Here is a 21,633-nt window from a genome sequence, read left to right on the forward strand (position 1 = left end):
ATTTCAAGTTTCTAAATAATTCTCCGATTCTTACCCACTCATTTCTAAAGACTGTAAATTAAAAATCGATCTACTATCTCTTCATATCCTTCATTGTACAACACAATAAAAACAACGAACTTTGCATTGATTTGCTTTAAATGCCATCAAAATGAATAAATTTGAATCAAACGAATTTATTTTTAAAAAGAAGTCTTTACAACAAGTATGGGTATCGCTATTATTCACCGCGTTGGAGGGATGGCTGAGTGGTCGAAAGCACCGGTCTTGAAAACCGGCAAGGGTTAATAGCCCTTCTAGGGTTCAAATCCCTATCCCTCCGCCACTTTCGAGATTCAGATAGAGTCTGGGTTTCAAAAAATTGGAGCGGTAGTTCAGTTGGTTAGAATACCGGCCTGTCACGCCGGGGGTCGCGGGTTCGAGTCCCGTCCGCTCCGCCACTACAACGAAGGCATTGTCGAAAGACGATGCCTTTTTTGTATCTGTCGAAAATGAAAATACTTCCGAGTTCCAGATAAAGCCTGAGTTTCAAAAAATTAGAGCGGTAGTTCACATCACTACCGTTAATGATATCTTTCGGCTATTACGCAGGAAAAATCTTTTATATCAAGGAAGAAATTGCAGAAGCTAGTGGACCTAACTACAAAATTTCTAACACAGATAAAAAAGATTTTAACCAGTAAGAGCAAAGAGATAATTAATGATAGTGATGCCAAGTTAGACTTTCTATTGGAGAGCTTAGCGGCCTGACACGCCGAGGGTCGTGCTGCTCTCAAGGTGATATAGAAAGTCCCGTCCGCTCCGCCAATACAACGAAGGCATTGTCGAAAGACGATGCCTTTTTTGTATCTGTCGAAAATGAAAATACTTCCGAGTTCCAGATAAAGCCTGGATTTCAAAAAAACCATCACATCAATTCTTTAATTCTCAAAATTTGCGTTAAAACTAAGACAATCAAACAAAGCATTTCAAAGAATTAGAAGCAGGTTGCGAAACTTCATTCAAACCATTATTAACCAAGGTACATTTGTATTAGCCTAAGTTCGATTTTATAAAATAATAAGGCTAGATAAATACCATGAAAAAATTATTTACTACATTAGCTGTACTAAGTGCTCTTTCTGCAACGCCATTCGCTTCTGCATCTGAATGGGGTTATACGGGAGATACTGGCCCTAATCACTGGCATGGCGTTTGCCAAACAGGCGTAAATCAATCTCCAATTGACATTACCAATGCCATTGAAAGCGAATTAGAGCCAATTACGTTTAATTATGGTCAGGCTGGTGAAAACATCGTTAATAATGGCCATACGGTGCAGGTAAACATAAAAAGCCCACAATCAATTCAAGTTGAAGGTAAGACATTTAGCCTACTGCAACTGCACTTCCATGCTCCAAGCGAGAATTTAATTGCAGGGCACTCATATCCGTTAGAGATGCACTTAGTTCATGCTGATAAAGATGGAAACTTAGCGGTTGTTGGCGTGATGTTTAAAGAAGGTAAGGCAAATCCAGAACTTGCTAAAATCTGGTCGCAAATGCCTGAATCAGGAGAAGTCACTCTTGATAAGAAATTAACACTAACGAACTTATTACCAAATGATCAAGCCTACTATCGTTTTAATGGCTCATTAACGACACCACCTTGTTCTGAGGGGGTAACTTGGCTAGTAATGAAAAATCCTATTGAGATTTCATCTGAACAATTAGCTCAATTTAGAGAACTCTACAACGGTAATAACCGTCCAACCCAGGCAATTAATGCTCGCCCTATCTTAAAATGATAACGAAAATGCCGTAAATCCACACAAAATGCTCGAATTTACGGCAAACAGTACTTAATTTTAAAAGAGTGCTTTACATGAAGGTGGGGAACGCCTATTATTCACCGCGTTGGAGGGATGGCTGAGTGGTCGAAAGCACCGGTCTTGAAAACCGGCAAGGGTTAATAGCCCTTCTAGGGTTCAAATCCCTATCCCTCCGCCACTTTCGAAGCCCTAGCAGAAATGCTGGGGCTTTTTCGTATAAGCAAATAAAAATTGCTTTCCAAAAAATAAGCCTTAAAGCCCTTCTCTTTGTTGGTAACAACCAAAAAGCACTGCTTCTTATCTAGATACGTACTATTCAAATAATGACTAAAAGTCGATCTCTTATTTTTTGTTCAACATCAAATCAACCTTGCCTAACAATAAAGCGAAGTGTTCGATTTTAAAGCAAACGATGCGTAATTTAAAAAGAGTGCTTTACATGAAGGTAGGGAACGCCTATTATTCATCGCGTTGGAGGGATGGCTGAGTGGTCGAAAGCACCGGTCTTGAAAACCGGCAAGGGTTAATAGCCCTTCTAGGGTTCAAATCCCTATCCCTCCGCCACTTTCGAAGCCCTAGCAGAAATGCTGGGGCTTTTTCGTATCTGACATTCAATCATCTATTTATTCGTGATTATCATCATTACCTAGCCCGTCCAAAGCAAAAGATAATAAGATTTTTCTCTACGTTATTACTTTACTCTTACTTATTTTCTTTAACCTAAATAATTTATATTACTTCCCTATAAATATAATTACTATCTATTAATTATCATATTTTCCATCAAAATAAGAAAACAATTAATAACATTCGCGAAATTCAGTTTTTAATAGTTATATATTCTTATATAGAACTTTTAAATTCTCTTACAAATTAAAAATTGATAACTTTAATTTAATTAGAGTACACTCGCGAAAATTAACATATGGAAAAAGAAAGATAAATAAAGTCAACAATTCTAGCTCAATCATAAATAAATTAAATAGATATATTATTAATTCTACCTAAGATGATCACATCATGAATCTAACATTAAAAAATACCGTTTTTATATCTACATTCTCCCTGTTATTTATAATATCAATAGTTTTAACAGGAACAGGATATTTTACATTTAAAAATTACAACATTAGCTCTACTGAAGAACATAAAAAAAATATTGGCTCTTTATTAGCTATATCATTAGAAGAAAACATAAACAGCTATTTTACTGCTATGGAAGCCTTATCTATCGACTTTGATAGCAATGGAAATATCAGTGACATAAAACAAGCGACAACAAGTTTAGAATTATTACGTAAAAGTACGAATGTACCTTTAGTCTCTATTGGACTTAAGAATGGGTTAACGTTTGAAAATGGTGCTTTTATTCCTAATTTCAATGCAAAGGAAATGAAGAGAGAATGGTATCAGCGTACATTTAATGGTGAAACTAAAGTTATCACACAAGCTTATAACGATGCCGCGACTAACCGTACTGTTTTCGCCTTTTCAAGTCCCCTTTATAAAAACAATGAAATTATTGCTGCAGTAGTTATTACAATTGAATTAGATACAATTAAAGAATTCATTAGTAAACTTACACCTGAGAATCAGGTTTTTGTCTACGATAACAGTGGATATATTGTCTCTGCTCGTAGGGACCACTTAATCAGTAAAAATATATTTTCTGAACGTCCTGAATATAAAAGCTTTATTAATAATGAACTAAATTACAACATCGATAATCGATATGTATCAGCATACAAAACAGAAGTACCATCAATAAATTGGAATGTTGTAAGTTATGAATGGGACGATGTTATTGCTCAACCAAGTAAAGACATGTTGATTGATTCAATAATATTATTTGTTATCGTATTAAGTATAGCTCTTATTCTTGTTCACTTTTTATTAATAAGATTAATTTATGCACCAATAGGTGGAGAGCCCGCTTATATTTCTTCTATTCTATCAAATATCGCAAATGGTAACCTATCTGAAAAATTCACAATTACAGGTAAGGAAACAGGGATTTACGCATCCGCTATTGCCCTTAATCAAAAATTATCATCAATAATCAAAAATAGCTTATTACTTTCTGATAGCGTGTCTTCGGCTTCCGAAGAACTAACACTAGTGATGAATGATACTTCAAACAACTCTCAACAAGAGTTAACCCAAGTTGAAGCTATCTCAACAGCGATAAACGAACTTTCGAGTACATCCAAAGAAGTAAGTATCAATGCGCTGCATGCGGAAAATGAAACACAAAACGCAATCAATAATGTAACGAAAGGATTAGAGGTTCTTAACTCTTCGATTTCGCTAGCTGGCAATATCAATGATTCTGTTCAGCAAACTGCGGACATGATCTCAGAGCTTAAAATTAACTCTAACAATATTGGAGAAGTAACAACGGTTATCAGCTCTATTTCAGAACAAACTAACTTACTTGCACTAAACGCAGCAATCGAAGCTGCTCGTGCTGGAGAGCAAGGACGAGGCTTTGCTGTTGTCGCTGATGAAGTCCGAAATTTAGCGGCAAAAACTCAAGAATCGACAAAAAACATTCAAGAAATCATTCTTAAATTACAAGAGCAATCTGAAATTGCCAATACGAATATTGCTTCGAATGTTGTTGCTATTCAAGAGTATATAAATCTGTCTGAAGATGTAAAAACTTCATTTGATAACATCGTTCTTTCTGTTCAATCAATCTCTGATGTTAATACTCTTGTAGCAACAGCTTCACAAGAACAATTAGCGGTAACAGAAAATATTGCTCAAAATACAACAGCTACTTTTGATTTAGTACACCAAAACGTATCGGCAATAAACCAAACACAACAAGCTGCTGCTGAACTTTCGCAATTAGCTGTATCACAAAAAAATGAGTTATCTTTCTTTTTAATAGATGATAAATAATACAAAGAAGTGACAATAAGATATTTAAAGCCCTAACAGAGACACTAGGGCTTTTTTATATGTGCGGGTAATTATTTTTGCTTCGCAATCCACTGCTTAACAAAATCAATTACGTATTTTTGGTTAGTAATTGCCGTTGCAGGATCAAAATCTTGATTATGTAAATCTGTGTTCGATAAGATTCGAATACCGATAAATGGTACTTTATAAGCCTCTGCAACTAATGCTGCTGATGAGCTCTCCATCTCTTCTGCCGCAGTTTGGTAGGTTTTGTGTAGCCAATTAATTCGAGCAACTTCTCGGTTCCATTCATCAGCGGTACCAATCACGCCTTTAACCACTTTGCCTTGAGCCGGATGCTTTACATTCTTATAAGCAAAATCCACTAACTCTGGCGTTGAATAAAATGCGTCATGCTCAGCAAACTTATTATCTTCTCTTAATCGCATTGTTACTGTGAAGTTTTTCCATTTTTCAGGTTGAATCCCCTCTTCTACTTTAGAGAATTCAGAGCGATTTGCTCCCATATTGAAGCTCTTAACGGCTAAAACAATATCGCCACGGTAAAGCTCTGGATCATGACCACCAGAAGTTCCTTGGTTGATAATCATGCCTGGTGAAAACTTCTCAATAGCTAGAGTTGTTGATGCTGATGCATTAGCAATACCCACTTCCGTTCTTGATACAATGACTGGGTAATCATCAATAGTTCCAGTCCAAAACGTCCAAGAGCCAAAAGTTACCTCTTGTTTATTTTGTAACTGCTCAACCATATAGTTAACTTCAACATCCATGGCACCTTGTAAAACAATAGGCTTTGGTGCTGCAGCTAAAGAAAACGAAACAATCGTAAATAAACTAGCAAGAAAATAACGAAGGTACTGCATGTATATATCCCTAATTAATATTTTTATGATTAAAAATTTTGGCGGATAATACAGGAACACCAACAAAAAGCAATCGTTTGCTATTTTATTTCACACTCTGTCAAATTCTTGAGCATCCAAACATCACATCCATTGTGTTCAGTTCCATCAAGAGGCTTAGATAAACGCTTAAAGCCTAAATCTTCATAAAGAAAGATCGCAGACTTCATACTGGATAGCGTATCTAGGTAACATTGGGTATACCCAACTTCTTTTGCAAACTTTAAGATTTTCCCCGCAATGGTTTTACCAAACCCACGTCCTCTTGCTTCTGGTAGGAGAAACAATTTTTTCAATTCACAGACCGTTTCACTGTTATTAAATGGCGATAAACCGCAACCTCCCACCACTCTGTCATTAAGTAGTAGGATAAGATATTTACTTTTTTCTTTTGGATTATAGTGAGCACTCATTTCTAACACTTCGTCATCACTAGGTCCAAATCCTTCTCCAACAGCACCGAATTCGACACCTACATTTTTAATGATGTAGCAAATGTCATTATCGTGCTCACTAGATATATCTACGATTCGATATTTCATTTTAATTCTCCGAAATCAGCTATTTTTCATTATAGAAAAATAAATAGAACATAATGCTGCCAAAAATTGATTGTGTGGGCTCAGTACAGATTTTGATCACAGAGAAAGTTATTTCTTTTCATTAATTACATATTTTATAAATCACGAAATTAATTACATTAAATCACAACTAAATGACGCTTTTTGTTTCCGATTTGGTGCGTTTTACAAAAAAATAGATAAATTGCCACATTGATCACATTTCCTCTAAACCAACGCATTACCTATCATCAACACTGACGCTTTATTTCGTCATAATTATTGAGACTTTTTCGTCACTTATGAATAATATTGTTACTCATTTGCTTTTAGCGTTTGCTCTATTTTGTTCCTCACAAGCTTCTGCTGAATGGGGTATTAATACCTACAACCCTGTATCAATCTCTGAATCGGCGCAAAAAATTGCGACCGATATTAAGCAACTACCCGAACAGCACTTTTTCTCAAATAACGAATATCGACAAGTAAAAGAGTTGATGTCTCGAACTCTGTTTGAGCAAAATAAGCAATTAAAAATATTAGAAAATTCTTTAATTAACTATAGAAATGATGCGACAGATAAAAACTGGGCTAAGGTAGAGCAAAACCATCGTTCATTGGCTTCTTTTAACGTGAGTAAAGAAAAATTATTGCTGCTTAGTGATACAAAAACACGCGACCAACTAACCGGATTTGGCCCTCGTGGTGTGACTCAGTTTTATTCTGAATTACGTATTACAAAACAAAATATTCAATACTATATTCACTACCAATTGCGCAGTTTTAAAAAACTACTGAGTGATTTAGCCATTTCACCAGTGCCTATGATTAGCGTGCTGTTTAAAGTGTTGTGTGTCATGTTCATCTTTAATTGGTGGATGCGTAACAGCGATCGTCTAATTCACGACTTTAAAGTGTCTAAACTAAAGAGCACTTCAAATCCAAGTTTACTGATCCGTACTATTTGGTATTGCAGTCGTGCGCATAAAGCCATTGCATACTTGCTACTAATTACAGCGACATTACGCATTATTTCAACGTTACCAAGCTTACAGCATCTGATTTTCTTAGAGATCTTCACATGGTGGATCCTTGGGGGTTCCATTGCGGTAAGTTTTATTCTTGAATTTGCTTTCCGTAATAGCAAACACAATAAAAAAGAAAACATTGCACTTCGCTTATCCACGATTCGCCGTTATGTATGGGGGATAATTGTCGCTGGTGTTATTTTACAGATTTCATCAAGAACATTAGGGCAAGGTACCATTTACGCATGGATTAACTCCTTTGTTGCTTTGTTCTTTATCTTACTGACGATCATCAGTTTAAAGCAATGGAACAGCACTATCTTTAGTCGTATTGATCGCTTCGAAACCTATCCTATTTCGGTTCAATGGGCTATTCGAAATAAAGATTCAATGTTCATGTCTATTCCTGCAACCGCTTGCTGCGCTGCGTGGTTAATAGGCAGAACACTGCAACATCTAGTGCTTTCTACTTTGTCACAATACGCCGCATTCAGTCATGCTCTTGCTTACCTATTTAGAATAGAAGTAGCAAAACAAACAGAAGTCTCGCGTGAGCAATCAAATCTTGTACGCGTTAAAGGTCCATTAGCGTTTGACTATATTGCACCGGGCTCTGAGGAATCAGAACTTATTGAGGATTACGCTAAAGATGAAATCATCTCACTGTCACGCTATTTATTAACAGATAGTCCAGCAGTATGTGTATTATCTGGCGAGCGTGGCGTAGGTACGACAACGGTACTTAAACGCATTCTGAATAAAACTAAAAACGCAGTACCTATTTACATTAACTGCCCTTACGACGGTTACGCTGCACTATTACCAGAGTTAGCTCAATTACTAGGATTAGATGCAGAATCATCTGAAAAAGATATCTTACAACACCTAAGAAACAGCGAGCAGTGCTACCTAATCGCTTTTGATAATGCACAACGATTAGTAAAACCAAAAGTGAACGGGTTAATTGAGCTAATGAAGTTAACCAACCTACTAAGACGTGCACGTAAGAGTCACCGTGTGGTTTTATCCATTGATAAATCAAGCTGGCGTTTTATTGACCGTGCGCGTGGCGAACGTTTATTGTTTGATCTTGTTACGTTTATGCCTAAATGGACAGAGAAAGAAATTGGTCAATTACTTGATTCTCGTATCGTAAAAGAAAATAACGTAAACACCATTTCGTTTGATGGGTTAGTGCTGCCTAGACAATGGGATGAAGATAATTTAAGTGATGAAGAACGCGCTAAAAATGGCTTCTACCGTATTTTATGGGACTACTCAGATGGTAACCCTACGGTTGCGCTGCGCTTCTTTAGATTGTCACTATTTAGAGATAAAGACACAGATGCCATTTTAGTTCGTCTATTTAGAGCTCCACAATCGGATGATTTAGAAACCATGCCAAAACCAATGTTGGCCGTACTTCGCTCTATCGTACAGTTGGAAGTCGCTTCCCCTGAAGATCTGTGTGATTGTAGTCGCCTAAGCATTGCGGAAGTCATTAGTACACTACGCTACTTCCAAAGCCGAGGCTACATAGAATGGAATGATGAAAAAGCACGTATATCGGACCACTGGTATCGTCACATTACTAACGTATTACATCGTCAACACTTACTGGTGAAATAACATGATTCGTTTATTTGTACTTTGCTTATCATTGATGATGAGCTCAACTGCATTGGCTGAAGATCCTCAATCAATTGATAATTTACAACAATTTGCCAGTTTGATCCGTTGGAGTGGTGTTGCTGCCTCCTTCTTTATTATCCTAGGTGCGTGGTTATTCTTACGTTTCATTCAATCAATTGTGGATGGGGTAAGTAGCCAATTTGCTCAACGCCGTATGTTGATGCAAAAGCTGCAATCGTTCTTTCAATTCTTTATCTACATGTCGACAGCCGTTGCGGTTTTCATGCTGAGCTTTCGAGTTGATGATCGAGTATTAGCTTTAATTGGTGGTACGATTGCGGTATCTGTGGGTTTTGCCTTAAAAGACCTTACCGCCTCTTTCATCGCGGGCTTAACCGTAATGATTGACCGTCCATTCCAAGTGGGCGACCGAGTGACGTTTGAGGGCCACTACGGTGATATTATCGCCATTGGTCTTCGCTCTGTTCGCATGCAAACCTTGAACGACGATATTATTACCATTCCAAATAACAAATTCTTAAATGAAGTGACCGTTAGTGGCAACTACGGTGGGTTAGATATGCAGGTGGTGATCCCTTTCTATATTGGAATGGATCAAGACATCAATAAAGCGCGAGATATCATCCAAGAAGCGGCCTCTTCAAGTCGTTATATTCACTTACCAAAACCGGTTGTGGTATTAGTAAAGCAGACGATTACCGATAACTATTTGGCGATTCAACTGACCTGTAAAGCTTATGTGGTAGATATTAAGTTTGAAAAACTCTTTGAAACAGACATTACGTTACGTGTGATGCAAGAGTTTAGAAAGGCCAATATCATTCCACCAACCATCGCAATACAGAGCAAATTAGCGTAATTAAAAATAAAAAAGGTAGAGTTATTAAGCTCTACCTTTTTTTATTGGATGAGATTCAGAACTAAATAACCCCTAACTCTCGTAAACGCTCCATCAAATAGCTATTTGCAGTATGACGCTCAGACAATACAACCTCTGGTTTTGGGTGTAAGAACAAAGGTAAAGAAATACGAGACTTCGTCTTATCAGCACCTTCAGGATTAATCACTCGGTGCGTTGTTGATGGGTAATAGCCACCCGATGCTTCTTGCAACATATCACCGATATTAATGATCAGATTACCAAAATCACATGGAACATCTAACCAATCACCCTCTTTTGTCTTAACTTGTAAGCCCGGCTCATTTGCTGCTGGTAACACCGTCAGTAAATTAATATCTTCATGCGCTCCAGCGCGAATCGCACCAAGCTCCTCATCCCCTTCTAGCGGTGGATAATGAAGAACACGCAATAATGTTTTTTCACTTCCCTCTATCATGCTAGATAAAGATTGTGAATACAGTGCTGATACCTCTTCTGGTGAATGTTCTTCTACCCAAGACAACAACTCAATCGCTAATGTATTCGCGTTATCGTAGTACTCTTGAATTTGTGCTTTTAATTCAGCAGGACATTGACCGGTAGGATAATAATGATAGTACTCTTTAATGTCTTTTTTAGTATGGCCTTTGGCTACTTCTGATACTGAAGCAGGAAAAAAACCATCTTGAGTATCGACATTAAATTGAAAGTTTTCTTTCTCTTGGCTATTAAAAAACGCATACCAATTATCATAAATACTTTGTACTGATTCTTGCTGAATTGGATGATTTTTTAACACCCCAAATCCAGTTTCTCTTAGCGACTTTACAAACAGCTCTGCTGCATTTTCAGCAGTGTAATCAATGGCTTCTAATTTCATAATTGTATTCTTTTTATTGTTGAGCAAGGGGTGATCTCAATAGTCTTTATTCACCTTAAGAAAAGGCATTCTGCTATTTGAGTATACAAAGCGAATTGTATTAAGATGAGGCTATAGGCTCAAGGATTAACGTCTAAAATATAGAAACAATTTGTTTACATCTAAAAACACAACTTTTCCGTGCAACAACATAAGGGATATTCATGAAACACATTTTCATTACAGGCGCTAACCGTGGCATTGGTTTATCTTTTGTAAAATACTATTTGCAGCAAGGCCATAAAGTCAGTGCGACTTATCGTGATACCTCAACGGCTCAAGAGCTTCTTCAACTTGAAAATGACAACCCTGAACTTTCCTTGTATCAATTAGAACTGACTAATTACACTACCATACAAGATGTAGCAAAAACGCTTTGCCATACTCCTATAGATATTCTAATTAATAATGCCGGTTATTATGGCCCTAAAGGTTATGGTTTTGGGCACTGTGATGTTGAGGAATGGAAGAAAGTATTTGAAATCAACGCTATTGCACCACAAAAGATCGTAGAAGCGCTCTACCCTAGCTTGCAATTAAGTCGTGATAAAACCATCGTATGTATCTCTTCTAAAGTCGGCAGTATGACAGAGAACACTTCAGGTGGAGGTTATATTTATCGTTCATCTAAGGCTGCATTAAACTCTGTAGTAAAAAGCTTAAGTAATGATTTAAAACCAGAAGGATTTACTGTTATTGCTATGCACCCGGGCTGGGTTCAAACGGAAATGGGTGGACCAAATGCTTTAATTTCAACAGAAGAGTCTGTGAAGGGATTAACGAAAGTCATTGCCCAACTATCCATTGAAAATAGTGGGCAATTTTTAAATTTTGATGGTACTGAATTACCTTGGTAGTGGTTCTAAAATTCCGTTTCTTACCAAGCCACGTCGTACGTTTTTACACAGTTTAGCGAACTTATCAATCTCAGAGAAATTGGGCGTTTCACCACGCTCAATATAGGATTCCCAATACAAGAGTTCACTTTCAACCAGTTCAATCAATTTTCGTGGACAACCTACACACGTATCACCACATATCTGCGCTTCTGGCGCATCAAATGGAAAGTCAGCTTTCACCAACTCAATGATGTTACGCATTGCAGTTTTGCGATCGGGCTTTTGTGTTTTTACTTTTTCAGACATTAGCTTCTATGCGGATGGTTAGTGATGTGATCTTCCCAGTTCTTCACATCAATAGCATAAACCACTTTATTTCTTACACTTTCACCAGCAGCGTGCATTGCTGATTTTGAACCAGTGATCAGCGGGTGCCACTCAGGTAACGGCTTATTTTCCGCTAATAAACGGTACGCACAAGTCAGTGGCAACCAGTTAAATTCTGCGATATTTTCACGGCTTAGTTTTAGACACTCTTCACCTGATGTGAAACGTTTAGGGTAATCTTTACATGCACATGTTTTGCTGTTTAACCAGCTACATGCCACGTTGGTGTAGTAAACTTCATCTGTATCTTCATCCATTAATTTGTGTAGACAGCACTTACCACAGCCGTCACAAAGAGATTCCCACTCTTGTTCTGTCATTTCTTCTAATTTTTTTTGTTGCCAAAATTGCTCTGTCATTGCTTTACACTCATTATGGGAAGAGGCCGTTTTATACCACTCTGTTCCAAAAAAGCAAGTTTTGACCTAAAGATAGAAGAGTGATACCTTGCGCATCCTTTATTTTTTGCGTGAGTTTAATTATGGAATGTCGATTAGGTTGCGGTGCATGTTGCATTGCTCCAAGTATTACGTCATTTATCCCGGGAATGCCAAATGGTAAGCCTGCTGGTGTTCGCTGTGTGCAATTAAATGAAGAGAATTTATGTAAGCTTTTTGGTAAGGCTGAACGCCCAAAGGTATGTCATCAATTTAGTGCTTGTCCTGATGTATGCGGTTCAACCTCAGAACAAGCTATTCAAACCATCACTGAACTAGAGTCAATGACGTTATAATTCTTTTATAGAAGAATACGCTTACGATAGTACACGAACAACGTTTTGTACTTGCTCTGCGATTTCAATACCGTGGCTTGTTAAATAGCCACCATCTTCTTGTGTTACCAATCCTTTACTGAAAAGACGCTTCATTGCTTCAATTGCTTCGGGTGCTGCGTCTGAGTGAACCTTTAAACCCGCTTGAGTGCTTTCTAGTGGGAATTGCTTGAGAAGGTTCATTTCTTCTACGATGTCTTTATTAAATGGCATATTTATATCTCTCTTATTTATTAACTGAATTCAGCATAGACTGTCTAAAAAATATTAAAACAGAGCTGGATCACACCTATAAAAAATCCCTATAGGATTACTCACTATAGGGATATTTTTTAATCAATTTTCAGCTAGTTAAGTGCTTAAGCTTGAATACCGATAATTAACCATGGCGCATTTGGTTGCGTTAAATCACGCTCAAGGTGCCAAATATCAGTAATGTCCTCTTCAATGCCTTCTACCGCATCACGGTAGCGACCAGAGAACTGAATACTTAATTGAGCACGGTTTGCATCGTGATCAGCACGAACCACTTCTGCATCCACATACATTACGTCTGTGTGTTGCTCACCTTCAAGGGTTGCACGCTCTTGTACAAGGTCATTGTACAGGCTGATTGAAACATATTCTTGAATCGTCTCAAGCTGGTTATGGTTCCAAGCACCTTGTAAAATACGGTAGTGTTCACGAGAACCATTAATGAATGATTGCATATCAAAACCCGGTGGGTAGTTATGCGGAACGTCATCAGCACTTGCTGCACCAAAACCACCAGTAGGTTGTGCTGTAGCTTGATCAGCTTGGAAGTATTGTTGATTATCACGGAAACTAGGCTGTGCGTCTTGCTGACCTTGTGGGCCTGCATAAGCTGCACCTTGTCTCTGATTCATACTACCCGCCTTGGCTGCCATCATTGAGCGGAATACCTTGAATAGAATGAATGCGATACCTGCCATGATAAGAATATCCATGAATTGGATACCTTCAAACGCACCACCACTAAATAGAGCAGCTAATAAACCACCAGCAAGTAGACCACCAAGCAAGCCACCCATTAGGCCTTTTTTGCCTGATGCACTTTTTGTTGTGTCTTGCTTACCAATCGTATTGGTATTTTGTTGTTTTTGTTTTGGCGCAGGCGCCGTTTTAAAGCTTTTACCAAATGACTTACCGCCACCGAATTTCTTTGCTTCTGCATGCGGTGCTGAGACCACAAAAACAAACATAAGGGCAACAATAGATAAAAGACGTTTCATTACCTCTTCCTTATTTTTGGAATTAATTTGGATTGATAATAGCTTGCATTGAGGAACAATGGCAGCATTAATCTTCAATAGAATGTTTCAGAGTGTTAAAACAAACAGTTATCCGTCTCAAACATGTGCACTAACTCCTAATTGACATAACTCTTACTTGAAGATTATAGCCATACATTTAAAATTAAGAACAATGTACATAATTTTATAGCTCAGGTTAATATGGCGCGCAGAAACGACCATTCTCATCAAGAAATACGCGAAATGGCATTAGATAATGTTAAATTATTTCTTAATGAGCATAGTCATCACGAACTCAGTTTACGCAAACTGGCAAAAAGCATTGGTTATGTACCGAGTACATTAGTCAATATTTTTGGTAGCTATAACTTATTGCTACTTCGCTCTATCGCGCAAACCCTTGATGAATTGATGCTTCAAATCTCACAAGGTATTGAAAACAGTGCAACCCCTGAGGAGGCACTAAAAGCCATTGCTTATTGTTATTATGATTTTGCACAGCAGCAACCTAATCGTTGGAAGTTGGTATTTCAACATAATATGAATGGTGAGGCGCTGCCTGAATGGCAAGAAAACCGCATTAATCAAATGATGTCGATCCTTGAAAGAATGATCTTTAGTATTAACAATACGAAAACTCACGAAGATATTGTAGAAACAAGTCGTGTAATTTGGGCTGGTGTTCATGGTATTACGCTACTAAGCCTTGATGATTTACTTTTTTCATCAACACCGATTGATGGCCACAAACTTATTGATAACTTGCTGCTAAACTACATCAATCAATGGAAACTGCATTAACCAATATTCTTTGGTAAAAAGGATCTTTTATGGCAAAGCAAGCCAAACTACTTACACAACGTCGATTCCTCCCCTACTTTCTCACTCAATCTCTAGGGGCTTTTAACGACAACATATTTAAAAATACCCTATTATTGTTTGTTGCTTTTGCTAGTGTTGATTCTCTACCTATATCATCTAATTTATTTATTAATTTAGCCGCTGGGTTATTCATTCTTCCTTTTTTTCTGTTTTCTGCTTTTGCTGGTGTACTGGCTGACAAATATGAGAAATCGGCTTTTATACGCAAAGTTAAACTCGCTGAAATCATTATCATGCTCTTTGGGGCTATTGCCTTTGTTTTAAAAGACTTCACGCTATTACTTATTTTATTGTTTTTAATGGGCACTCAATCCGCTTTTTTTGGTCCAGTAAAATACGCTTTACTCCCTCAGCAATTAAAAGAAGATGAGTTAGTTTCTGGTAATGCTTTAGTTGAAACAGGCACTTTCTTAGCCATTCTATTTGGAACCATTGGCGCTGGCATTATTGCATCCCAAGAGAATGCGCAATATATTGCTGCTGGTGCTGTGCTTCTTTTCGCAGTACTTGGTTATTTATCTAGTCGTTTTATTCCTTATGCAAAAGCCATTGACCCAACACTTTCATTTCGCTGGCGACCAATTCAGCAAACACGAAATACTATTTCAATCGCAAAAAAAGATACGTCTGTATTTTTAGCGATTATGGGGATCAGTTGGTTTTGGTTTTTAGGTGCAAGTTACTTAACTCAGTTTCCTAATTACACTCACCATTTTTTAAACGATAATGCGATTACTGTTAGTGTACTGTTGGCGTTGTTCTCAGTTGGCATTGCAGTAGGTTCATTAGCCTGTGATGTATTATCTAAACACCGTGTTGAACTAGGCATTATTCCTCTTGGCAGCCTTGGTATTACTATTTTTGGTTTCAACCTGTTTTTAGCGACACCCGCAAATCCAATACATACCACTGATTTTTTTGAAATCTTAACGCATCCAGATCTTTTCTCTGTTTTTGTTAATCTCTTTTTTCTAGGGGTTTCTGGTGGGATATTTATTGTCCCTTTATACACGTTAATCCAAAAACGACCCCAAGCGAAACATCGCTCTCAGATCATTGCTGCCAATAATATTTATAACGCCATCTTTATGGTAACAAGTGCCATCCTTGGAATTATTTGTCTATCTGTCATTGAGTTAAGTATCCCTCAATTTTTCCTTCTTCTTGCGATATTAAATGGTATCGTCACACTCTTTTTGTTTTTCCGTGTGCCTATTTTTATTATTCGCTTTGTTTTATGGGTTCTCACTCACACGGCATACCGAGTAAACCACAAACATTTGCATCATATCCCAGAAGAAGGTGGCGCCTTGTTAGTGTGTAATCACATCACTTATATGGATGCTTTTATTATCAGTGGAGCGTGCCCTCGCCCTATTCGATTTGTAATGGAAGAGGAATACGCTGAATTACCTTTAATTAAATACTTCTTTAAATTAACTAAGGTTATTCCAATTAATGCCACTAAAAGTAGCTCAATTCGACGAGCATTTATGGAGGTTGAAAACGCACTAACAAATGGGGAGATTGTGTTGATCTTTCCTGAAGGTGTCTTAACTCGTGATGGTGAAATCGGTGCTTTCTTACGAGGTATGGATATCATTTTGAAACGCTCGCCAGTGCCCGTCATTCCAATGGCGCTGCGAGGCTTATGGGGAAGTTTCTTTAGTCGCCATGGCGGTAAAGCAATATTAAAACGCCCTAGTCGCTGCTGGTCTAAAGTAGAAGTGGTAGCAGGAGAACCCGTACTACCACAAGATGCAACATCAAAACTGATGCGTGAAAAAGTAGCTCAATTACGCGGTGATTGTCAGTGATAATGCTTTAAAGCAACATAAATAAAAATACTGAGATTAATACACCTATACCTAATACTGCTGGGTATGCATAGCGGGTGGTATCTTTGGCGATTTCAACCTGAACGTCTATTTCTTTTTTACTCTGTTCATAATTTTTGCTGTCCTCATTACCATCAAATAATGACATAACCTCTTGTGTTGAGCTCGCAGCCAGTAACTGTTCTCTAAAATCATCTTCAACCAATAATGAAGTAAGTGTAGTTAATACCTCCATATGAGTCGACCCCGCTTCAGCTGGTGGGATTGCCAATAAGAAAATCATCTTAACTGGTTCATCACCATCTAAACCTGTCCACATCAGTTCTTCTTTTACAAACGCGCAAGCAAAAACAGGTGCTTTAACCGCTTCTGATTTTCCATGAGGAACGGCTAAGTACTCACCAAGTGCTGTTGGTCCTTCCTCCTCTCTTGTTAAAACAGCCTCTAAAAACTCTTGTTTGTTGGTCAATTTTCCATGTAGATCTAACTTATCTGTTAATGCATGAATGGCTGACAATCGATCATCAAATACGGCATCAATTAAAATAAGATCAGGTGAAGTAAGTTGTGCTAATTTCATTTTAAATTCCTTATTGCTGCATTAACCAAACAAATTGATATGGCTTTAAAGTAAACGTATTTGAAAATGATGCGTTTGTAATAACATCTACTCCTCCATCATCCAGATAAATATCTTGAGGGCTTGATGTGATATTTACTATAAATCGAATGGCTTCTTCTCCTTCACCACGTATCAAAGCAAAAATACCCTCACCTAACTCAAGTACTTTTTGTGATGATTGTGGAGAAAATGCTGAAAGCTGTTGACGTAAACCCAGTAATGAAACCATTTGGTTATACACTTTATAGCGTAATGCTTCTGAATCTTCGAGTTCTGTTTCTAACTCATCTAAATTAAATTTCTCACGATTAATACGGCGATTAATTCCTGATTCAAGCATTGCTTTTACATCATTTTCACTGCCTAACAAACTATGATAATAAATGGCAGGTACACCAATAAATGAAAGTAATATTGACTGTGCAGCTAAAAATTTATCGGATTTTTTCGTTGAATTATCATCAGGTTCCGTTAATGCACTTAAATAGTTAATATTAAGTTCATAAGGTGATTGGGTTCCATCGCCATTATCTTTATAGTTAACCCTTCCGCCCTTTCGTTCAACCTGTTTACACATCATTAATCTATCATCATTCGTTAATATCCCTTCTGTTGGACGAACTCCAATACCATCGTGACTAGCTAAAAAGTTGAAATACGTTGTTTTATGCCCTTCATGTAAACTTTGCATTGCTTCTGATGTTAACCCTTTTGCCCACATAGTCAGCATTTGACTATTTTCGCTCATAAATGCATGTAAAGTTAATGGCGGCAGCGGAAATTGATACACCATATGAGCCTCATTACCTTGCCCAAAGTAAGAGATATTTTCTCTATGAGGGACATTCGTTTCTGTGATTAATAATGTTCCAGGAATAGCCTTATCAAGAATAATTCGCCAAAGCTGAATAATTTCATGAGCCTGTGGTAAATGAATACATGATGTCTCTAATATCTTCCAAATAAACCCGATAGCATCTAAGCGAATAGAACGACCACCATTAGCAGCATACATGAGTAGAATATCTATACTCTCTAATAAAACTTTTGGATTATGAAAATTAATATCTATTTGATCATCTGAAAATGTTGTCCAAACATAAGAAATCTCGCCCGAAGCCTTATTAAATGGAGTTAAAAGTGGTAATGAGCGGGGACGCGTAACACTTGAATAATTAAGGCTAGGATCTGACTCGATAAAATACTCTTGATATTGCTCATCACCAGCTAAATAACGTTGAAACCAGTCACTACTTTTAGAAATATGATTAATTACGCAGTCATACATCAAATCAAAGTTATCTGATAATGCATTTAACTCTTGCCAACTCCCTAATTTCGGGTCAATTTTACGATAATCAACAACACTAAAACCATCATCTGAAGTATAAGGAAACATAGGTAATATATGAATATTACTAATAATGTTTTTTAAATATTTATCAGCAAATTTTTTCATTGTTGATAACGTTTTTTCTCCATCAGATGAAAAGCTATCCCCATAGGTAATAAGATAAGACGTTTTCTCATCAACCCATGATTGATAAATTGGTTTCTCTACTTTCCATTTGTTAATGAGTCCCAAAATATCTTGAGTAATCGATATCGCATTACCTTTGCCGTATATTTTTTCGACCTTGTTGAAAATAACGTTTTCTATCATTTTAATCACTCCAATTACTCTGCTGATTTAAATGTAAGACGTAAATCAATACTGTTATTAGGACGAACAATGGCATCACCCGATAATTCTTGTCCAAAATACGTTATCGCTTGTTCTCGATAATTTACCAATTCAACACTTTCACAATGTTCGAATGCTGTTAGATCAAGGTGTTGCTCACTATCTGTCGCATTGAATAAACGAACAATAACTGCATTTTCTTTATAAAAAGAGTGCCCAATACTTGATAGCTCTAACGATTGTTTAATTGAAAACAAGCTAAATAATGGTTTTCGTTTATGTGTATCGAATCTAACTTGGAAGCGTTCTAATCGATTTTCAAAGCTATTTAATGTTTGTTTTTGATAACTGAATGGAAGACCCAAGTAACAAGCCTCCAATTTGCGAATCGTACTGTGTTTTGCATCATCCGTTAAAGCAATAGCAAAACTAAATTGCATTGCTTTTTGTAATTGAGCGTCGGGTGTATGTACGACGGTATTGTTGATACCTGAAGCTCTACCAGGTCGCCATAAGAGGTCATCTTTACCAAGTACTCCCGTCGATTTAAATAAGGTCAAAGCCAATTTGTCACACGTTGAACCTTTGATGATTTGAAACTCTTTTAACCCTCTTCCATTCACAATAATCGCTTTATTATCTTGCTCTATCGCAACCGCTCCCTCAGTTGTTTCAATATCAATTGGGCATTCACGGTATGTATCTCTCCAATTATCAATATTGGTATCAACCATTCGCTCCATTACAGCAAAAGGCTGAGTACTTATCGATGTATTGGTTTGTATGTCTGAATTAATTAATACTCGAACACGATGATCTTTAATTTGATTCACTGTTGAAATATCTACTAATAATTGTTTTTGCTCTTTAACTAAGCGTAATGTGATATCAAATACCGCTGTTTCGGTAATTTTTTGGGTTTTTCTCTCAATAAGATCTTGTGGGACAGTTAAAGTTGCACGAACTTTCATGCTTTGCTCAGTTAGTCCTATATGACTTTCTAACCATTGAATAGAATTATTATAAAGAGGAATATCATTCTTTAATGGCGAAAAATCATATGAATCACCATCATCAGCTTGTTCTTCAAACTCCAACAATTTTGAAATAGTTCGACCATTCATTTTGTTTGTAACTTGAAGCTCATCATCATTAATCGTGAGTATTAGTACTTCGTTTTCAATACTATTTTCATTTTCAGATGCAACCATATGATTTTCTGATTGATTTTCTATAATTTGGAATATTTTATACCCCATTGCTGGTAATTGATTAACACAGATATTCAATTCAAAACGGTAATACGGTGGCACAGCAACTTCTTTCTCTCCATCTTTTGTTACTTCAATAACTTTTCCACCATCTAAAGTCTCTTTTTTTATAACCTCAATAGGTAATTCGATTTCTTTATCTATGATTGAAATATACTCATGATGGCTAAATACAACAGCTTTTACGACACCGTTATAAGGTGTTAACTGGCCATTAAATAACATCAACTCATTATCATGGCAGCTACTTGCAATTTCTTTCACTACAAGGTTATACAGTCCGTGACAAATTTCTTGTGCCTGTTTAAGACGATGCATAATATCTGTATTTGTTGCGTCACTATTACATCCCCCCATACTGTCATGAGCATGGCATTCCAGTATTTTTTTCCATGCAATATCAATCAACTCAGTATGTACAATGATTCCTTGAGCTTTAGCAATAGCAACAACTACTTCTAATTTTTTTAATAAAAACTGTTCAATTTCAAAATTGAGTTTCTTAATATCGTAACGAACAGATCCTATAGTTTTATGTATTCGTGCGTATCGTGGCGACTTAAATTCTCCTTGATAAGTCTCAAAGTCTTCACTGTTATTACGCAGCACATCAATAAAAGCTTCCATTGAAGAAATAGTATAAACATCGTATTCGGAAGATCGTTCTGTTGCTGAACGTAATGTTTGTGGTAGTGCAGGATCAATATTGACTTGATCTCCTCCAGATGGGATCAACACATCGTTTAATCCCGATAGAGATTTAATTTTCTCTATCATTGGAAAGATTTTTTTATCTAAATGCTCAGGGGTTGCTACAATATTCTTTGCAGCTCCATATCCATGAACTAAGTTATAAGCATAGATATCATCGCCACCAGATGAACGCCAAAAGAAATGAGATTTCTCGACTTGTTTTCCATAATCAATACCGCGCCAAAATACAATATTATCAATACCTACTCCCTTAAATAAGGTTGGCATTTGTGCATTATGACCGAAGGTGTCAGGTAAATAACCAACCTTCATGCTATGGCCTAACTCTTCCGCGACATGCATACCATACTTCAGGTTTCGAATAATCGACTCACCCATAACATTGTAAGTATCAGTCTGTGTATACCAAGGTCCAATAAACAATTTTTTATCAGTAATCAATTTCGCCATGCGATCTCGCATATGTGGCAACACTTTCAAATAATCTTCCACAATAGAAGATTGCCCATCTAAGTGGTAACAACTGTAGTCTGTTTGTGTTTCTAATATTTCAATTACTTTTGTAAAATTATAAGCTGCTAAAACGTCACTATCTTGTTGAGTAAAATACCACTCACGATCCCAATGCGTATGAGGAATTACATGTACTTTAGCCATTTGATTATCT

General features: G+C 37.0%; 18 protein-coding genes and 4 tRNA genes. 12 read left to right on the plus strand and 10 right to left on the minus strand.

Going from position 1 to position 21,633, the window contains the following annotated elements; genetic code table 11:
* Positions 1-234: 234 nt before the first annotated feature.
* From AVFI_RS08770 to AVFI_RS08795, 6 genes are all read left to right on the plus strand, one after another.
* Positions 235-325: transfer RNA gene (locus AVFI_RS08770), tRNA-Ser, on the plus strand.
* A gap of 38 nt (positions 326-363) precedes the next feature.
* Positions 364-440: transfer RNA gene (locus tag AVFI_RS08775), tRNA-Asp, on the plus strand.
* 638 nt (positions 441-1,078) lie between these two features.
* The gene (locus tag AVFI_RS08780; RefSeq protein ID WP_012534238.1) at positions 1,079-1,786 is read left to right on the plus strand and encodes a carbonic anhydrase; all 708 of its coding nucleotides are present in this window, start codon (positions 1,079-1,081) and stop codon (positions 1,784-1,786) included.
* Between the two features lie 111 nt (positions 1,787-1,897).
* Positions 1,898-1,988, plus strand: a tRNA-Ser gene (locus AVFI_RS08785).
* Positions 1,989-2,283: 295 nt separating this feature from the next.
* Positions 2,284-2,374 (plus strand) — tRNA-Ser (locus AVFI_RS08790).
* 456 nt (positions 2,375-2,830) lie between these two features.
* Positions 2,831-4,717, plus strand: a complete 1,887-nt coding sequence (locus AVFI_RS08795; RefSeq protein WP_017018345.1) for a methyl-accepting chemotaxis protein — start codon at positions 2,831-2,833, stop codon at positions 4,715-4,717.
* A 71-nt stretch (positions 4,718-4,788) separates the two neighbouring features.
* Here the strand turns inward: AVFI_RS08795 and AVFI_RS08800 are convergent, their stop codons facing one another.
* Entirely contained in the window at positions 4,789-5,604 is an 816-nt protein-coding gene (locus tag AVFI_RS08800) for a 5'-methylthioadenosine/S-adenosylhomocysteine nucleosidase (protein ID WP_054775353.1), read from the minus strand.
* A gap of 80 nt (positions 5,605-5,684) precedes the next feature.
* Complete coding sequence (locus AVFI_RS08805; RefSeq protein ID WP_017018343.1) at positions 5,685-6,185, minus strand: GNAT family N-acetyltransferase; 501 nt, start codon at positions 6,183-6,185, stop codon at positions 5,685-5,687.
* A 320-nt stretch (positions 6,186-6,505) separates the two neighbouring features.
* On the opposite strand from AVFI_RS08805, the gene AVFI_RS08810 reads away from it, so the two are divergent.
* Positions 6,506-8,860 (plus strand): ATP-binding protein, encoded by a 2,355-nt coding sequence (locus AVFI_RS08810; RefSeq protein WP_188863417.1) that lies wholly within the window; start codon positions 6,506-6,508, stop codon positions 8,858-8,860.
* 1 nt (position 8,861) lies between these two features.
* Positions 8,862-9,743 carry a mechanosensitive ion channel family protein gene (locus tag AVFI_RS08815; RefSeq protein ID WP_054775352.1) on the plus strand — a complete coding sequence of 294 codons (882 nt, stop codon included), beginning with the start codon at positions 8,862-8,864 and terminating at the stop codon, positions 9,741-9,743.
* A 61-nt stretch (positions 9,744-9,804) separates the two neighbouring features.
* On the opposite strand, the gene AVFI_RS08820 is transcribed toward AVFI_RS08815, so the two are convergent.
* Entirely contained in the window at positions 9,805-10,644 is an 840-nt protein-coding gene (locus AVFI_RS08820) for a 2OG-Fe(II) oxygenase family protein (RefSeq protein WP_012533665.1), read from the minus strand.
* Positions 10,645-10,847: 203 nt separating this feature from the next.
* On the opposite strand from AVFI_RS08820, the gene AVFI_RS08825 reads away from it, so the two are divergent.
* Positions 10,848-11,540, plus strand: a complete 693-nt coding sequence (locus AVFI_RS08825; protein WP_054775351.1) for an SDR family oxidoreductase — start codon at positions 10,848-10,850, stop codon at positions 11,538-11,540.
* Here the strand turns inward: AVFI_RS08825 and AVFI_RS08830 are convergent.
* Both AVFI_RS08830 and AVFI_RS08835 read right to left on the minus strand, forming a co-directional pair.
* Positions 11,529-11,828: a hypothetical protein gene (locus tag AVFI_RS08830; protein WP_012533410.1), complete on the minus strand. Its 300-nt coding sequence runs from the start codon at positions 11,826-11,828 to the stop codon at positions 11,529-11,531. The genes AVFI_RS08825 and AVFI_RS08830 overlap by 12 nt on opposite strands.
* Complete coding sequence (locus tag AVFI_RS08835; protein WP_054775350.1) at positions 11,828-12,268, minus strand: YcgN family cysteine cluster protein; 441 nt, start codon at positions 12,266-12,268, stop codon at positions 11,828-11,830. Before AVFI_RS08835 ends, AVFI_RS08830 begins: the two co-directional genes overlap by 1 nt.
* A 122-nt stretch (positions 12,269-12,390) precedes the next feature.
* Here AVFI_RS08835 and AVFI_RS08840 point away from each other — a divergent pair, with 122 nt between their 5' ends.
* Entirely contained in the window at positions 12,391-12,642 is a 252-nt protein-coding gene (locus AVFI_RS08840; RefSeq protein WP_005419964.1) for a YkgJ family cysteine cluster protein, read from the plus strand.
* A gap of 21 nt (positions 12,643-12,663) precedes the next feature.
* Here AVFI_RS08840 and AVFI_RS08845 read toward each other — a convergent pair whose 3' ends face one another.
* Both AVFI_RS08845 and AVFI_RS08850 read right to left on the minus strand, forming a co-directional pair.
* Positions 12,664-12,894 (minus strand): TIGR02647 family protein, encoded by a 231-nt coding sequence (locus AVFI_RS08845; protein WP_005419965.1) that lies wholly within the window; start codon positions 12,892-12,894, stop codon positions 12,664-12,666.
* A 146-nt stretch (positions 12,895-13,040) separates the two neighbouring features.
* A complete protein-coding gene (locus AVFI_RS08850) occupies positions 13,041-13,934 on the minus strand; it encodes a Tim44 domain-containing protein (protein WP_188863418.1) in 894 nt (297 codons plus the stop codon).
* Between the two features lie 222 nt (positions 13,935-14,156).
* Here AVFI_RS08850 and AVFI_RS08855 point away from each other — a divergent pair, with 222 nt between their 5' ends.
* A complete protein-coding gene (locus AVFI_RS08855) occupies positions 14,157-14,756 on the plus strand; it encodes a TetR/AcrR family transcriptional regulator (protein ID WP_026029226.1) in 600 nt (199 codons plus the stop codon).
* Positions 14,757-14,785: 29 nt separating this feature from the next.
* Entirely contained in the window at positions 14,786-16,654 is a 1,869-nt protein-coding gene (locus tag AVFI_RS08860) for an MFS transporter (RefSeq protein ID WP_065640818.1), read from the plus strand.
* Between the two features lie 7 nt (positions 16,655-16,661).
* On the opposite strand, the gene AVFI_RS08865 is transcribed toward AVFI_RS08860, so the two are convergent.
* The 3 genes from AVFI_RS08865 to AVFI_RS08875 are packed head-to-tail and all read right to left on the minus strand — an operon-like array spanning position 16,662 to position 21,623.
* Positions 16,662-17,255, minus strand: a complete 594-nt coding sequence (locus AVFI_RS08865; protein WP_065604702.1) for a fructose PTS transporter subunit IIA — start codon at positions 17,253-17,255, stop codon at positions 16,662-16,664.
* 10 nt (positions 17,256-17,265) lie between these two features.
* Entirely contained in the window at positions 17,266-18,960 is a 1,695-nt protein-coding gene (locus AVFI_RS08870) for a sugar phosphorylase (protein WP_017018336.1), read from the minus strand.
* Between the two features lie 14 nt (positions 18,961-18,974).
* Positions 18,975-21,623 carry a glycoside hydrolase family 38 N-terminal domain-containing protein gene (locus tag AVFI_RS08875; RefSeq protein WP_188863419.1) on the minus strand — a complete coding sequence of 883 codons (2,649 nt, stop codon included), beginning with the start codon at positions 21,621-21,623 and terminating at the stop codon, positions 18,975-18,977.
* Positions 21,624-21,633: the final 10 nt, after the last annotated feature.

Origin of the sequence: Aliivibrio fischeri ATCC 7744 = JCM 18803 = DSM 507 (genome assembly GCF_023983475.1) — a bacterium.
GTDB lineage: Bacteria > Pseudomonadota > Gammaproteobacteria > Enterobacterales > Vibrionaceae > Aliivibrio > Aliivibrio fischeri.